Here is a 12317-nt window from a genome sequence, read left to right as displayed (position 1 = left end):
CCCCCACAGGCGCTCGTTGTAGGGACCACAAGCCAAGGGGGCGTTAGCAAAATGAGTTATCGGGAGGTTAAAGCGGCCGCGGAATCAGGCGGATTCCGCCATCTCGTCTTCCTTGAGACTGCACTCGATCAGCGCCCCGTCGATCGTGAATTTCGAAAACAGCGAGCCCGGCGTCGACGCCAGCAGCGCCGCAAAGAACTGCGAGTCTCCGGGACTGCGCAGGAAAAACCGGATGTGGCTCGCCGACATCGTATCCCTCGACAGCCATACGATGCCCGAGAACAGCGCCACCATCGTCTGGGCGTACTGACCGGCATCGGCGATGCCGAGTTCGTAAACCGGCGACACCACGATAAAGCGCGCGCGGAGGATGGGATCCGGAAATTTGCTCATCATCAGGCGGCTGACCTGGCAGGCCGCATGGATGCGCTCGCCATCGGACAGGCAGTACAGGCTGGGGTGATCGCCTTCCTTGGTCAACCCGTCATAGGCCGCATAGCTTCCCGTCGAAAAGGTCGAAAAGTCCTCGCCGACGCTTTCGGCGTCCTTCTTCCACTGGCCCTTGATCGACCGCCAGGACCTGTCCGGCTCTTTCATCGGCAGAAGGCGCATGACTAACCGGAGGTTAATGCACAAGTTGATGCCGGCATTTTACGGGCAGCGGCTAAACGTTTGCTTACGCTGGCGCCCCGCGCGCAAATAATTTGTGCGACCCGCGAAACGACTACCTCGGCGATCGTTTTGCTGCCGTGTTTCCCTACGGTATCGAACTCCGGCGGGAGCCATGAGGCTCTGGTCCGGAAGTCGAAACAGATTGCCAAGGTGCTCACCTGGACGCCGACGACCCCGTCTGCAGCCTACACCCTTCGAGACGCCCGCTCTGCGGGGCCTTAGGTTGAGGGTTTGAGCAGCTATGACGCGGTAGAACTAGTGGCTCTAGGCCGCGGCCTCGTAATTGACCTCGGTCTCCGCGATCTTGGTCAGGGCTTCGTCTGTCTTTTTCTCTTCGGCGAGCGTCTGATCGATCAGCTTCACGGCTTGCGGATTGTTGAGCTTTTGTGCCCAGGCTTTCAGGGTGCCGTAACGAGAAATCTCGTAATGCTCGACCGATTGGGCGGCGGCCAACAGACCGGCATCGAGCGCGGGCGTGTCGGCATACTGCTCCATGATGTCTTTGCCTTCGTCGATGATGCCCTCGATCGCTTCGCACTTCTTGCCGCGCGCCGGCTTGCCGAGAAGCTCGAATATCTCTTCCAGCCTTTCGACATGCGCCTCGGTCTCTTCGTGGTGCTTTTCGAAGGCGGCCCGCAGATTGTCCGAGGTGGCAGCCTTCGCCATTTTCGGCAGCGCCCTCAGGATCTGCTTCTCGGCGTAGTATATGTCCTTCAGCGTATCCAGGAACAATTCATTTAGGTCCTTGTCAGGCATGGCTTCCTCCATTGATGGGTGCGCCAACAACATGAGACCGAATGAAATGGTTCCTAAAGCGCTCGTCGGATGCGCTACCCGTCCCCCGCCGCAAGATCGATGAGGGCAATTCCGAGGTCGGGCCTCTTCTTGCGTCGAAGCGCTGCCGGCGCTTCGGTCAAGATCACTTCGAGCGTCGGCCTGACGGTTGCTGCCAGCAGATGGCCGCCGCGCGTCGAGCCATCGGCAAGGCCGAGCACGACGTGAACGTGCAGGCTGGGCTTGCCGTCGTCGCCGGCGGCAACATCGCCGATCGCGCTGAGGACTTCGCACTGTTCGTCGACCGCGATCTTCCGGTAGTTCTTTGCGGCGACGTCGAACCAGCCGACCGTCGCCCGTTCGAAGGCGCCGATCGCGGTCAGCGAGGCCGCGAAGACCCCGGATTCGGCTGCGAACCGGGTGAGCGCGGCAAACGCCTCCTCGCCGGTGTCCAGAATGACGACGTGAACCTGCGCCTTGTCGTCGGCGCCGATACGCTTGCTCTTCATGGCGACCTCGCAAATGGCGGTCAGGCTGCGCTGCCGGCTTTTTTCAGCCGATCACGCGGCACTTCGAGTTCCGACTGTTCAAAGCCGTGCGTTACCAGAATTGCGATTTTCTTTCCGTCGAGATCCGTCGGGTGCTCCCTGGGAGTGAGCCGTCCCGGTCAATCGGCACTACAGGGCATCGTTCCCGTCGATCCGAATCCGGCGCCTCTGGCCCGAGAGGCGAGCCGGCGCGGGAACTCGCTATTCCCCGAAAAGTTCGCTCGACCGGCGCTGATCCAATCAAGCCAGACGCCGAAGCTTTGACCGGAAGCGCGTCGCGATCGCCTGACTAGATTCTAGATTGACCGACGAACCAGCTCGCACACGGATTGTAATTTCAACTCTTCGGAGCTGCGTGATCAGGCTCGCTATTGCGGTTGTGCCCCAGCAATCGATCGTAATTGTTACGAACTGTCTCATAGCACTCGCAGGCGCTTTCCCGTAGCGCTTCGACGTTTGTGATCTCGATCTTGCCTCGCCGGTATCGGATCATTCCTGCAGCTTGCAGCGTATGCGCCACCGGGGAAACGGTGGTTCGCCGGACACCCAGCATCTCCGCGAGAAACTCCTGCGTGAAAGGGAGCGTATCGTTTCCTGAGAGGTCGCGCGCACGCAGCAGCCAACGGCACAGCCGCGCCGTCGAATCGTGGAGGATGTTGCAGGCGGCGGACTGCTGCGCCTGGCCATAAACCGTCTGCTCGTGACTGATGATCATCGAAAGCATGCCCGGGCGGTCGAGCGCCACGCGCTTGAATGCGTCGGGCTCACACACCACACCATGTCCGCCGATTTGAACGATCGCGCGATTGAGGGCCAGCTTGCCGTCCAAAGCCGCCGAAGCGCCGACGACACCATCGCGGCCAACCATGGCGGCTTCAACGGTTTCTCCGCCCTCAAGCAGCACCACGAGCGAAATCACCGCATCGAATGGAAAGTAGACCCCGCTAATCTTCTCCCCGGCTTCATGCAGGATCTTGGTGTGCTCCAGCACGACAGGCCTGAGGTGAGGCCGCAATGCCTCGACATCCGGCGGGGCGAAAGACGACAGCAGCAGATTACTCGAAAACGACTGCATGAGAACTCCCGGATTGGCGGGAGCACTTGCGTCTCTCAGTCACGCGGCCGCCGGAGGGTTACCGCTGATTTTAAACGCTATCCTTTTCTCGGGAACGGCGTCTGTCCGGCACCCGACATTGCAAGTCGCTCCATGCTGAACCGCAAGGGCCAATCCGATCGTTGCACGCTGGAGAAGGGCCCGACGCAGTCGGCGCGCGGGGGATCATTGAGGATTGTCGTCTCCGGGATCGCCCAGCTCATGACCGCGAGCATTGATGGATTCAGTGCGCGAAAAATGCCCGACTACCCGGCTGCGAAACTATGGTGCGTTTTGCTGATTGAGCGCCTTGGCAAAACTGGAACGGAAACCTCACATCCGTTTGAAGCGAACCGATCACGATATCGGAACGGTCATAGGCGCCCCCGGTTGGCCCACTGTTGGTACAACGGAGGCAACTCATGAACTTGAAGCTCCTCGCCGCAGCGGCGGTTCTTTCAAGTGCGGTCGCAGCGCCGGCACTGGCGCAGGATGCTCACGGACGGTCGGATGCCATCCGTAAACCGCAGACTCAGGACCGGATCTATCATCGTCACGGCGGATTCTGGCCAGGTGAAATAGCCGCCGGCGTGGTTGGCGGCGCGATCGGCACGGCCGGCGCGATTGCGACGGCGCCGTTCCGAAACGACGTCTACGCCTACAATTATGGCTACGGGCCGCGCTACTACAATAGCGGCTTCGTCTGTCAGCCCGGAACGACATTCATCGGTGCGGACGGCCGGCGCCATATCTGTCAGTAGCTGACAACGGGCATTGGAGAAGAGTCGGTCCAACACCGCCTCTTCTCTTGTTTAGCGATTGCCTGAAGGCTTCTTCCCAGGCGGATCGCCGCCGCGGTCGACCCGGCTCACGCGCTGGGCCCGCTCCTTGTCTTTGGGTTGCTCCTGTCCCCGTTGATCACGGACGATGCCCTGATCATCGTTGCCATCGGATGATCCAGGATCAGCCGGTTCGGGCGCTGTCGCCTGCCGATGTTGCTCCTTACCTTCCCGGACCAGCAGGTCGTCGCCGAGCATTTGCCCGATGATCTGTTTGGTCTGAGCCTCGACCTTCTCATGAAACTTGCTCATGGCGGGCCTCCTTCCATCGAAGAACGATGTCAGGCTGCAATGTTTCCATGTGTTTCCAGGCAGGATTTTGCCCGCCCCGGGGCACTGAGGCCGGTTCCGCACAAATGTAAAATCGTGTCGCAGAGCAAAACTAAACGGGACCCCGCCGCATGTTTATCTGGCTACCCGATGAGCCAATGACCCTTGTGGATATCGAACTTCACCAGACCTTCGTCGCGCATCTTCAGAAGCAGCGATTGGCAGGCTTCCTCATTGGGGAGATTGGCACGCCGCATGAGTTGGTAGGCCTTGAGCGGCTTCTCGCGAAGCGCATTCAGGATGTTCTCGCGATCTTTCAGCATGACTGGTCCTGTAGTAATCCAAAATTGACGTTGATCATGAACTGCTCAGGCAGCCATGACGAGTTTGATCTGGCCGTCTTCAAGATTTCCAGCCGCGAGCGCATCGCGCGCCATCTTTTCGATAACAGGCCAATTTGCGAGAAGAAATTTTTGCGCCAGCGCCTTCGTCGGCAACTCGGTTTGCAGAATGCAGCGCTGCCGCGCAGTTCCGTTCGCGATCTGAAAAGACACCGCTTGCGGCCCCTCGATGATCTCTTGTTCGGTGGGCTTGGCAGCTATCCGCATCCGTTATTCCTTTTTGAGCGTCCGATTAGGTCAGGCTATCGGGATCGATAGTAGCCACCGCGCCTAGTGTGTTTCTTGGCTATTGCGAATGAGCGGCTAGCTAGGACTGATCGTCCTCCGCCTCGGGGGCGCGTTTCGGCTTGTGATCCGCGATTGGCTGCGTATTGCGCACTGCCTCGGTCAGCATCAGGCGCAACTCATCCTTTGTCATCGGTGGTTGCCGCGTGGTTGACGATTTCCATTGTGCCATCAAGTTCATATGGGGTGCCCGAGCGAGAATTAAACCCTCGTGACTCGCTGAATCCGCGGACAATGCGGCCAGGACCGGGCGACCCAGTATTCCAGTGATTGAACCGATAGGCCGCAGCGTACTGGATCCCTCGCATGCGCAGAGGATGACACCAGAGGACCGACGCAGGACTTCAAAACAAAAACGGCGGGTACTGCCCCGCCGCCTTGAAACCGATGATCGCCAAATGAACCTACAGCAGCCCCATATCCAGCATGCCCGGCAGTTGCGCGAGCGGCAGCGCGGCGGCGCCGACCAGGGTAGCGACCAGCGCGGCAAGCCGACGATTGCTATGGCGCTTGCCACGCATCTGGCTGGCGATCCATTCCAGCACCTTGGTGTCGATGTTGGCGGCCTTCACCGGCGCCCAGCTCTCGATCGGCGTATCCGGCGACAGCGCCACCGTGCGCGGCGGCACCGGCAGGCCGGACTCGGAAGCGGCATGGTGGGCGACCGCCTTGGCCAGCAAATCGTCGAAACGTCCGTCGTCGGTGCGTTCCGCAGCCGCATCGCTGATTTCGAACAACGCTTCGATTTCGGCGCGGCTCACCGGCTCATGCTCAACGGCGCTCACGGTGAGGATGCGTGCGCACCAGGCGGCGTCATCGGCATCGAGCGCGCGGGAGAAATGGATACGGCCCTTGGTCGTCGGGCCCTCGCCGGTGATCACACCGTCGCGCACGATGGTGAGCGCATCAGCGGCGGTCTTGCGGCAGGATGGTTGGAGCGATATTTCAGCAGTCGGGGCAGACATAGTTGCACTTCTCAATTTCAATTCCAGTTAGCATTTCCATACGGGCCATGAACGAGCGGTTAACGATTCGAAACCCGCATTTCGAGATTTTTACATGGTTGCCAATTGGTCGCTGTGAGGTCGGTCACGGTTCAGATCAATGCATTCCCGGGTGCAAAGCGGCCGGCGTGATGCGGGCCATAAAAGGCAATATCGGGGCAGCGACGGCAAGAAAGTGGAACGGTTGTGAAAACAAAAGGATGGCTCCCAAATCTGGCTTCCGCCATCGAATGCAGGCCCGCCGGTTCTTTTCGTCGCAGAGGCGCGGACCAAGAGAAGATGCTAGGAGTTCCGGGCTCGCGGAGAAGGATCTCACCTTTTTCGCTAACCGGTTCACTTAACCGCTTCAGACTCCTATAATGTTAAAGGCAAATTTCCCTGTAACTTGAACAACATGAGGTAAAACCATGGCACTTCCGATAGGCGCTGTCGCCCCCGATTTCGAAGCCGAAACCACTGAGGGAAAAATTAAATTCCACGACTGGATCGGAAATAGCTGGGCGATGCTGTTCTCGCACCCCAAGGATTTCACCCCGGTCTGCACCACCGAGCTCGGCTTGCTCGCCAAGCTGAAACCGGAATTCGACAAGCGCGGCGTCAAGCTGATTGGCCTGAGCGTCGATCCTGTCGAGCGCCATTCCAAATGGTCGGAGGACATCAAGGAGACGCAGGGTGCTGCGCCGAACTATCCGATGATCGGCGATACCGACTACAACGTCTCCAAGCTTTACGAGATGCTGCCGGCTTCGACCTCGGGCGATCCCCTCACCCGCACGCCTGCGGACAACCAGACCGTCCGCAACGCGATCGTGATCGGCCCCGACAAGAAGATCAAGCTGACGATCGTCTATCCGATGACCACCGGCCGCAACTTCCAGGAGATCCTGCGCGCGATCGACTCGCTGCAGCTGACCGCAAAGCATCGCGTCGCCACGCCGGCCGACTGGAAACAGGGCGAAGACGTCATCATCGCGGGCTCGGTGTCTGACGACGAGGCGAAGACGATCTATCCGGCCGGCTGGAAGGCGCCGAAGCCCTATATCCGGATCGTGCCGCAGCCGAAGTGACCCGCAGCGGTCATCCCGGAATGGTTCGAAGGACCATATCCGGGATCTCGAGATTCTCTGGTGCGCAATTGCGCACCAGAGTCTGGTGCTAACGCACCATCCCGGAATGACAAACTAAGTTTTCGGCACCGGCTTCCGGTTTCGCGGGCGGCGTGATGCACCGCCGTGACTGCCTCGTCAGGCGGCGCGGACGCGGTCGAGGAATTTTTCGACCTCGGCCTTCAGGTGCAGGCTTTCGCTCGACAGATTCTGCGCAGAGGCAAACATCCGGCTCGAGGTCTCGCCGGTCTCGTCGGCGCCCTGCGCGGCGTTGCGGATGTTGGCGGCAACATCGGCCGTGCCGCTCGCCGCCGCGCGCACGCTCTGCGCGATGTTCTGGGTCGCGCCGCGCTGCTGCTCGACCGCCGCCGAGATCGAGGTGGCGATATCGCTGATGCGCTCGATGGTCTGACCGATCGCCTTGATCGCGCTGACCGACTCTTCGGTCGCAAGCTGCATGCTGCCGATCTGGCTGGAAATCTCTTCCGTCGCCTTCGCGGTCTGGCCGGCGAGGCTCTTGACCTCCTGCGCCACCACGGCAAAGCCGCGGCCGGCATCGCCTGCCCGCGCCGCCTCGATGGTGGCGTTGAGCGCCAGGAGGTTGGTCTGCTCGGCGATCGAGGTGATCAGCTTCACCACGTCGCCGATCCGGGCGCCGGCTTCCGACAATTCGTTGATGCGCTGGTCGGTGGCGGCGGCCTGCTTGACGGCGTCGGCCGCGATGCCGTTCGATTCCTGGACTCGGCGGGTGATTTCGGCGATCGAGCTGGAGAGCTCGTCGGAGGCGGCCGCCGCGGTGCGGACATGCTCGGAGGCGGTCTCAGAAGCGCCGGCCGACTTACCGGACAGGCTTGCGGTAGTCCGCGCGGCGTCGGTGAGCTGCCGCGCGACACGCTCGAACTCGCCGGAGGAGTTCAGCACCTTATCGAGGATGCCGCCGATGCTGGTCTTGAACTCGTCGACGAAGCCGCGCAATTCCGACTTGCGCTGCTCGGCAGCGGCCGCGGCAGCCGCGGTCTGCTCGTCGCGCAAGCGTCGGCGTTCGACCGAATTGTTCTTGAACACCGCAAGCGTACGCGCAATCTCGCCGATCTCATCCGTCCGGTCGTCGCAGTCGATTTCGACGTCGGCGTTGCCGTTGGCGATGGCGGTAAGCGAGGCCGTGACCGACGTCAGTGGCTTGGTCACCTGGCGCACGATCAGCATCGTCAGCATCATCACCAGAAGCGCGGCAATGCCGGCTGCGATCGCCATGTTCTGAATGGCATGCGACAGCATGCTCTCGTAGTGAGCCATGGGAATGCCGACATACAGCAGCCCGATCACCTTGCCGGCCGGATTCAGGATCGGGTAGTAGGCCGTCATGAATGTCTTTCCGAACAGCGTCGCCGGGCCCCGATAGGCCTCTCCGCGGCGCACCACCGCCTGTCCGGGGTGATCGGCCGCGAGCTGGGTGCCGACGGCGCGGTCGCCGTTCTCCTTCTTCACATTGGTGGTGCGGCGGACGTACTGGTTGCTGGCGTCGTCATAGACGAAAAGCGTCGCGTTGCCGCCGGCATAGCCCACCGCGCGATCGACGATCGCATGGTCCTTGAACTCGGGCATCTTCGGAATTTCGGCCCGGGCGACCGCCCCATCCTTGAGTGTGATCTTGGCGTCGCTGTAGGTCTCGGCAAATGCCAGACCCAGCGTGCGCAGGTTGACCTCGATGTCCCGCAGCGCCCGGTCGCCGAATTCGGAGGTCAGCGACCAATGGGCCGCCCCGACCACCAGCGCGGTATTCACCGCGATCAGGAGGATCGCACAGATGACAGCCTTGGTACCGAGGCGCAGCTTGAGCGCCGGCAGGAACTTTCCAGTGGATTGCGTGGTCATGACGAGAAATTCCCCCAAAATCGCACCCAATCTGACCCGTTTTGCTTACGATCGCCTTAATGGGCACAACCCAGGGAAAATACTGATATGCTTCATGAAATTTATGCGTGCAGGAAAGGCAAACGCTCTACTTCAAACTGAGCGGCGGTTGACCACCAGCACGGCCGCCGCGCAGGCGGCCATGCCGGCGATCGAGACCGCGTCCAGCCGCTCGCCGAACAGCACGTAGGCCATCAGCGACGTCACCGCGGGCACCAGATAGAACAGGCTCGCTACCGACGTCGCGGCCGAGCGCCGGATCAGCCAATAGAGCAGCCCGATCGATCCGATCGACAGCACGACCGCAAGCCAGGCCAGCGCCAGGATGAACTCGGTGGTCCAATGCACCACATTGGTCTCGAACAGCCATGCGCCGAGACCGAACAAGATCGTCACCGCGAGGTATTGCACGAGATTGCCGGACCGCCAATCGATCGCGCTGCAGTAGCGGCGCTGGTAAAGTGTGCCGAGCGTGATGCTGATTAGCGAGACAGCCGAGGCGAGCCACCCCCAACCCGCCTCTCCGCTCATCGGCCTGTCGTGCAGGATCAGCACGACGCCGGCGAGCCCGAGCAGCAACCCGCTCCATTGCAGCGGCGTGACGCGCTCGCCGAGCCAGCGGCTCGCAAGCGTCGAGGTGAGGATCGGCTGCAAGCCCGGAATCAAAGCCGAGAGCCCCGCCGGGATCGAGTGCGCAATCGCGATCGCCGTGCCGCCGAGATAGATGCCGTGCACCAGAATGCCGGCGACGGCGCTGTGTGCGATGCCGATGCGATCCGGCCAGCGCGGCCGCGCGACTACGACGATGATCGCCATCAGTCCCACCACGAACGCCATTCGGATCGCGAGATAGGTCAGCGGCTCGGCACTGTTCAAGACATATTTGGTGCCGATAAAGCCGGTGCTCCAGAGCACGACGAAGATCGCGGGCGCCGCGCGCGCGGCAATTTTTTCGAAGTCGCCAGTCATTTGCCGCCCGTGTTGCCCTATCGCATGTTGTGCGGCAAGATTGGTCACGCGGGACCGCCGGCGCGACTTCAGATATCGAAGAAGGAATTGTAAAGCGCAGCGACCTTATCGCGGCATAGTCACGTTCTAGGGGCTTGCGAAATTGGTAAGGGGGCGATCACCACTCTTCCGGACAGGGATCGACGATCCTCCAGAGCTCGCGGCCGTTCCTGATCTTCTTCATCTCGGTGGTGAGCCCGCCGTTGCGGCGGATCCAGTCCTTCACCGTTTCCGGATAATAGGACATCAGGTCCGACGTCCCTTCAGCACTCGTGACCTTGATGCCGAAAGTGAAGGCCTTGTCGTAATAGGCCTGGTGGAAACCAACGCTCGCCTTCGGCGTGACGCAGATCTTGTTCATCGGCACGATGCCGAATACCAGCGTGCAGGCCGAGTTGCAGATGCCGTCGATGATGACCCGCTCCTTGCGGTCGCGGATGCGCTTGTACTTGGCCTTGTACTCCTCGACATAACCGCCGTGGTCGCGCGTGATATGCAAGTCGGCGCGCGCCGGGCTCGCGACCAGGACCGAGAGGGACAGCAAGGCAAGAGACGTGATGCGCATGGGTCGATCGGGAACCGGATAGCCTTTATTAGACGCGGATTGGTCGGCCCTTGAAGTCGGACCGGACAGAACTCTGGCCGGACTGTGTTGGGAATTCGTTAAGCATCCCTTGAGGCCAAAAATGGGCGCGTTAGGATGGCTTTTCGCAGCATTTCTGCCCGATTCTCCTAGAATGGGACGTTGGATCCGCCAAAATGGGAGGGGTTACGGGCTTCGATCGAACCACAGCTTGGGCTTCTATCTTCTTGTTTTAACGCGCTTTCTTCGCACGAATTTCTGCCCGTTCAGATCGAATCACGACAGTTTCAGTGGGACCTCCGGAGAATCGAAATGACCAAAGCAAAGTTTATCGTTGCCGCCGCCCTCCTCGCCACCGCGGCCCTCGCCCCAAACTTGGCGGACGCCCGCCATAATCGGCACCTGCACAATTGGGGCCTGCCTTACGCCATCAGCTTCCTGCACAATTACGGGCCCGGCCCGCAGCCCGGCACCTTCGCCTATTATGACGGTCCCTCCACCATCCTCTGCCGCCAGGGCGCGGCCGCCTATATCGGCCAGGACCGCCGGCGGCATCCCTGCAACTAACCTCCGCTACTGGCTCTGTCAGGCCAAGTCTGATACGAGCCACCGCAGGCGCTCGTAGCTCAGCTGGATAGAGCATCGGATTTCGATTCCGAGGGTCGGGAGTTCGAATCTCTCCGAGCGCGCCATTTCGGTACAGAACTGGGCACACCAAAGCCAGCCGTTTTTGCGCTTGGGGCGGCGACGAGCGTACGCAGAAGTACGCTTTTCGATCCCATGATGCGCAGCTCCTTCTGATCGACTTCGACGCGCTGGGGCGAGCACGCGGAGATGATCACGACGATAGCCGCCGTTCTCGGTCCGCATGCGCTTGCGCGCTGTCCTGGCAAACGTCTTAAGGGTCTGCGGCGTGATGATGGGGCCCGCGCGATCAATCGCGTTCTCGGCCCGCACTGCGTCAAGGCGGGCCTGGTCGCGCGTGGCCTTGAGCTCGGCGACACGGTCTTTCAGTTGGGGATCAGAAAGATCGGCGACACCATTCTCGATGGCGTCATAAAGCCGCCTGAGTTTGGCATCTGCCTCGGCCGCCCGTTTGCGTAAGTCGGCGACATGCGACTTTCGGCGTTCGGCGCGCTCGGTGCGGCGATCGAGCACGTGTGAAAAAAGTCGCTCAAGACGGCTCGGCTGTAACAGACGCTGTTCGATGTACTCCGCAACGAGATTGTCCAGCTTTTCCATGGGAACAGTGCGGCCTTTGCAGCCGGTCTCGCCCTGGCGGGCCTTGGTGCAACAGGTGTAGTAGCGATAACGGCCGCTCTTGCCCGTGCGCAGCGTCATCGCTCCACCGCAAGCAGCACAGAAGCAGATTGGGGCGCGCCGAAGATACGCGAGCGGCTGGCCCGGCTTTATCCGGATGTCCACACCCCGGCGACCCGATGCCGGCGCTCCTCAGCGGCCCAGGCCCGCGCCCGACGCCCACGCCAGCCTGCTGAAGCTGCCACCCCCTCAAATTATTTTTTGTGCCGCGACCCCCGGCGCCGGGTTTGCGCCCTCTTGTCTGGGTGAATGCGCCATAGCGGCGCGTCACGAACCGGAGCACAGAACCATGTGGTATAGGAAGAACGTTGGCGGGTGGGAGCGCGCGGCCAGGCTGATCGGCGGGGGCTTGATGCTCATCTGCGGCGTGGTTGCGCTGCACGCTTCGCCGCTCGGGCTACTGCTCAGCGGCGCGGGTGTCGTGACGCTGGTCACCGGCGTGTTCGGCTATTGCCCTGCCTGCGCCATCGCCGGGCGCGAGCCACTAAAGGGGTGACTGC

General features: G+C 61.3%; 15 protein-coding genes, 1 tRNA gene and 2 pseudogenes. 7 read left to right on the top strand and 11 right to left on the bottom strand.

The window, feature by feature from the left end:
* Positions 1-84 precede the first annotated feature (84 nt).
* The 5 genes and pseudogenes from V1278_RS19315 to V1278_RS19295 form a co-directional block, all read right to left on the bottom strand.
* Complete coding sequence (locus V1278_RS19315; RefSeq protein ID WP_334363254.1) at positions 85-612, bottom strand: hypothetical protein; 528 nt, start codon at positions 610-612, stop codon at positions 85-87.
* A gap of 324 nt (positions 613-936) precedes the next feature.
* Positions 937-1428: a YciE/YciF ferroxidase family protein gene (locus tag V1278_RS19310; protein WP_334381901.1), complete on the bottom strand. Its 492-nt coding sequence runs from the start codon at positions 1426-1428 to the stop codon at positions 937-939.
* A 74-nt stretch (positions 1429-1502) separates the two neighbouring features.
* Entirely contained in the window at positions 1503-1955 is a 453-nt protein-coding gene (locus V1278_RS19305) for a PPC domain-containing DNA-binding protein (protein ID WP_334363257.1), read from the bottom strand.
* 29 nt (positions 1956-1984) lie between these two features.
* Positions 1985-2062, bottom strand: a pseudogene (locus V1278_RS19300) (protease); the annotation flags it as partial.
* Positions 2063-2331: 269 nt separating this feature from the next.
* The gene (locus tag V1278_RS19295; protein ID WP_334381900.1) at positions 2332-3069 is read right to left on the bottom strand and encodes a Crp/Fnr family transcriptional regulator; all 738 of its coding nucleotides are present in this window, start codon (positions 3067-3069) and stop codon (positions 2332-2334) included.
* 440 nt (positions 3070-3509) lie between these two features.
* On the opposite strand from V1278_RS19295, the gene V1278_RS19290 reads away from it, so the two are divergent.
* Entirely contained in the window at positions 3510-3848 is a 339-nt protein-coding gene (locus V1278_RS19290) for a hypothetical protein (protein WP_334363260.1), read from the top strand.
* Between the two features lie 51 nt (positions 3849-3899).
* On the opposite strand, the gene V1278_RS19285 is transcribed toward V1278_RS19290, so the two are convergent.
* Entirely contained in the window at positions 3900-4178 is a 279-nt protein-coding gene (locus tag V1278_RS19285; protein WP_334381899.1) for a hypothetical protein, read from the bottom strand.
* Between the two features lie 149 nt (positions 4179-4327).
* On the opposite strand from V1278_RS19285, the gene V1278_RS19280 reads away from it, so the two are divergent.
* A complete protein-coding gene (locus V1278_RS19280; RefSeq protein ID WP_334363262.1) occupies positions 4328-4855 on the top strand; it encodes a hypothetical protein in 528 nt (175 codons plus the stop codon).
* A 431-nt stretch (positions 4856-5286) separates the two neighbouring features.
* Here V1278_RS19280 and V1278_RS19275 read toward each other — a convergent pair whose 3' ends face one another.
* Positions 5287-5847 carry a hypothetical protein gene (locus V1278_RS19275; RefSeq protein ID WP_334363263.1) on the bottom strand — a complete coding sequence of 187 codons (561 nt, stop codon included), beginning with the start codon at positions 5845-5847 and terminating at the stop codon, positions 5287-5289.
* Between the two features lie 446 nt (positions 5848-6293).
* Between V1278_RS19275 and V1278_RS19270 the strand changes: the two genes are divergently transcribed.
* Positions 6294-6953 carry a peroxiredoxin gene (locus V1278_RS19270; protein ID WP_334363265.1) on the top strand — a complete coding sequence of 220 codons (660 nt, stop codon included), beginning with the start codon at positions 6294-6296 and terminating at the stop codon, positions 6951-6953.
* A gap of 177 nt (positions 6954-7130) precedes the next feature.
* Here V1278_RS19270 and V1278_RS19265 read toward each other — a convergent pair whose 3' ends face one another.
* From V1278_RS19265 to V1278_RS19255, 3 genes are all read right to left on the bottom strand, one after another.
* Positions 7131-8867, bottom strand: a complete 1737-nt coding sequence (locus tag V1278_RS19265) for a methyl-accepting chemotaxis protein (protein WP_334381898.1) — start codon at positions 8865-8867, stop codon at positions 7131-7133.
* Positions 8868-8999: 132 nt separating this feature from the next.
* On the bottom strand, positions 9000-9875 hold the full coding sequence (locus tag V1278_RS19260; protein WP_334381897.1) for a DMT family transporter: 876 nt from the start codon (positions 9873-9875) through the stop codon (positions 9000-9002).
* 157 nt (positions 9876-10032) lie between these two features.
* Entirely contained in the window at positions 10033-10479 is a 447-nt protein-coding gene (locus tag V1278_RS19255; protein ID WP_334363268.1) for a hypothetical protein, read from the bottom strand.
* Positions 10480-10809: 330 nt separating this feature from the next.
* On the opposite strand from V1278_RS19255, the gene V1278_RS19250 reads away from it, so the two are divergent.
* From V1278_RS19250 to V1278_RS19240, 3 genes are all read left to right on the top strand, one after another.
* Positions 10810-11064, top strand: coding sequence for a hypothetical protein (locus V1278_RS19250; protein ID WP_334381896.1), 255 nt, complete (start codon positions 10810-10812; stop codon positions 11062-11064).
* Between the two features lie 48 nt (positions 11065-11112).
* Positions 11113-11189 (top strand) — tRNA-Arg (locus V1278_RS19245).
* A 142-nt stretch (positions 11190-11331) separates the two neighbouring features.
* Complete coding sequence (locus V1278_RS19240) at positions 11332-11601, top strand: hypothetical protein (protein WP_334381895.1); 270 nt, start codon at positions 11332-11334, stop codon at positions 11599-11601.
* Positions 11602-11763: 162 nt separating this feature from the next.
* Here the strand turns inward: V1278_RS19240 and V1278_RS19235 are convergent.
* Positions 11764-11838, bottom strand: a pseudogene (locus V1278_RS19235) (hypothetical protein); the annotation flags it as partial.
* Between the two features lie 268 nt (positions 11839-12106).
* Between V1278_RS19235 and V1278_RS19230 the strand changes: the two are divergent.
* Positions 12107-12313 carry a YgaP family membrane protein gene (locus tag V1278_RS19230; protein WP_092512150.1) on the top strand — a complete coding sequence of 69 codons (207 nt, stop codon included), beginning with the start codon at positions 12107-12109 and terminating at the stop codon, positions 12311-12313.
* Positions 12314-12317 lie beyond the last annotated feature (4 nt).

Origin of the sequence: Bradyrhizobium sp. AZCC 1577 (genome assembly GCF_036924575.1) — a bacterium.
Lineage (GTDB): Bacteria > Pseudomonadota > Alphaproteobacteria > Rhizobiales > Xanthobacteraceae > Bradyrhizobium.
This window is presented reverse-complemented; position numbering and strand designations above follow the sequence as displayed.

What these genes read in the sequence shown, in the direction of transcription:
- V1278_RS19315 (WP_334363254.1), bottom strand. Translation starts at nt 612, where the DNA reads ATGCGCCTTCTGCCGATGAAAGAGCCGGACAGGTCCTGGCGGTCGATC.
- V1278_RS19255 (WP_334363268.1), bottom strand. Translation starts at nt 10,479, where the DNA reads ATGCGCATCACGTCTCTTGCCTTGCTGTCCCTCTCGGTCCTGGTCGCG.
- V1278_RS19265 (WP_334381898.1), bottom strand. Translation starts at nt 8,867, where the DNA reads ATGACCACGCAATCCACTGGAAAGTTCCTGCCGGCGCTCAAGCTGCGC.
- V1278_RS19240 (WP_334381895.1), top strand. Translation starts at nt 11,332, where the DNA reads ATGATCACGACGATAGCCGCCGTTCTCGGTCCGCATGCGCTTGCGCGC.
- V1278_RS19295 (WP_334381900.1), bottom strand. Translation starts at nt 3,069, where the DNA reads ATGCAGTCGTTTTCGAGTAATCTGCTGCTGTCGTCTTTCGCCCCGCCG.
- V1278_RS19285 (WP_334381899.1), bottom strand. Translation starts at nt 4,178, where the DNA reads ATGAGCAAGTTTCATGAGAAGGTCGAGGCTCAGACCAAACAGATCATC.
- V1278_RS19305 (WP_334363257.1), bottom strand. Translation starts at nt 1,955, where the DNA reads ATGAAGAGCAAGCGTATCGGCGCCGACGACAAGGCGCAGGTTCACGTC.
- V1278_RS19270 (WP_334363265.1), top strand. Translation starts at nt 6,294, where the DNA reads ATGGCACTTCCGATAGGCGCTGTCGCCCCCGATTTCGAAGCCGAAACC.
- V1278_RS19280 (WP_334363262.1), top strand. Translation starts at nt 4,328, where the DNA reads ATGTTTATCTGGCTACCCGATGAGCCAATGACCCTTGTGGATATCGAA.
- V1278_RS19275 (WP_334363263.1), bottom strand. Translation starts at nt 5,847, where the DNA reads ATGTCTGCCCCGACTGCTGAAATATCGCTCCAACCATCCTGCCGCAAG.
- V1278_RS19260 (WP_334381897.1), bottom strand. Translation starts at nt 9,875, where the DNA reads ATGACTGGCGACTTCGAAAAAATTGCCGCGCGCGCGGCGCCCGCGATC.
- V1278_RS19250 (WP_334381896.1), top strand. Translation starts at nt 10,810, where the DNA reads ATGACCAAAGCAAAGTTTATCGTTGCCGCCGCCCTCCTCGCCACCGCG.
- V1278_RS19310 (WP_334381901.1), bottom strand. Translation starts at nt 1,428, where the DNA reads ATGCCTGACAAGGACCTAAATGAATTGTTCCTGGATACGCTGAAGGAC.
- V1278_RS19230 (WP_092512150.1), top strand. Translation starts at nt 12,107, where the DNA reads ATGTGGTATAGGAAGAACGTTGGCGGGTGGGAGCGCGCGGCCAGGCTG.
- V1278_RS19290 (WP_334363260.1), top strand. Translation starts at nt 3,510, where the DNA reads ATGAACTTGAAGCTCCTCGCCGCAGCGGCGGTTCTTTCAAGTGCGGTC.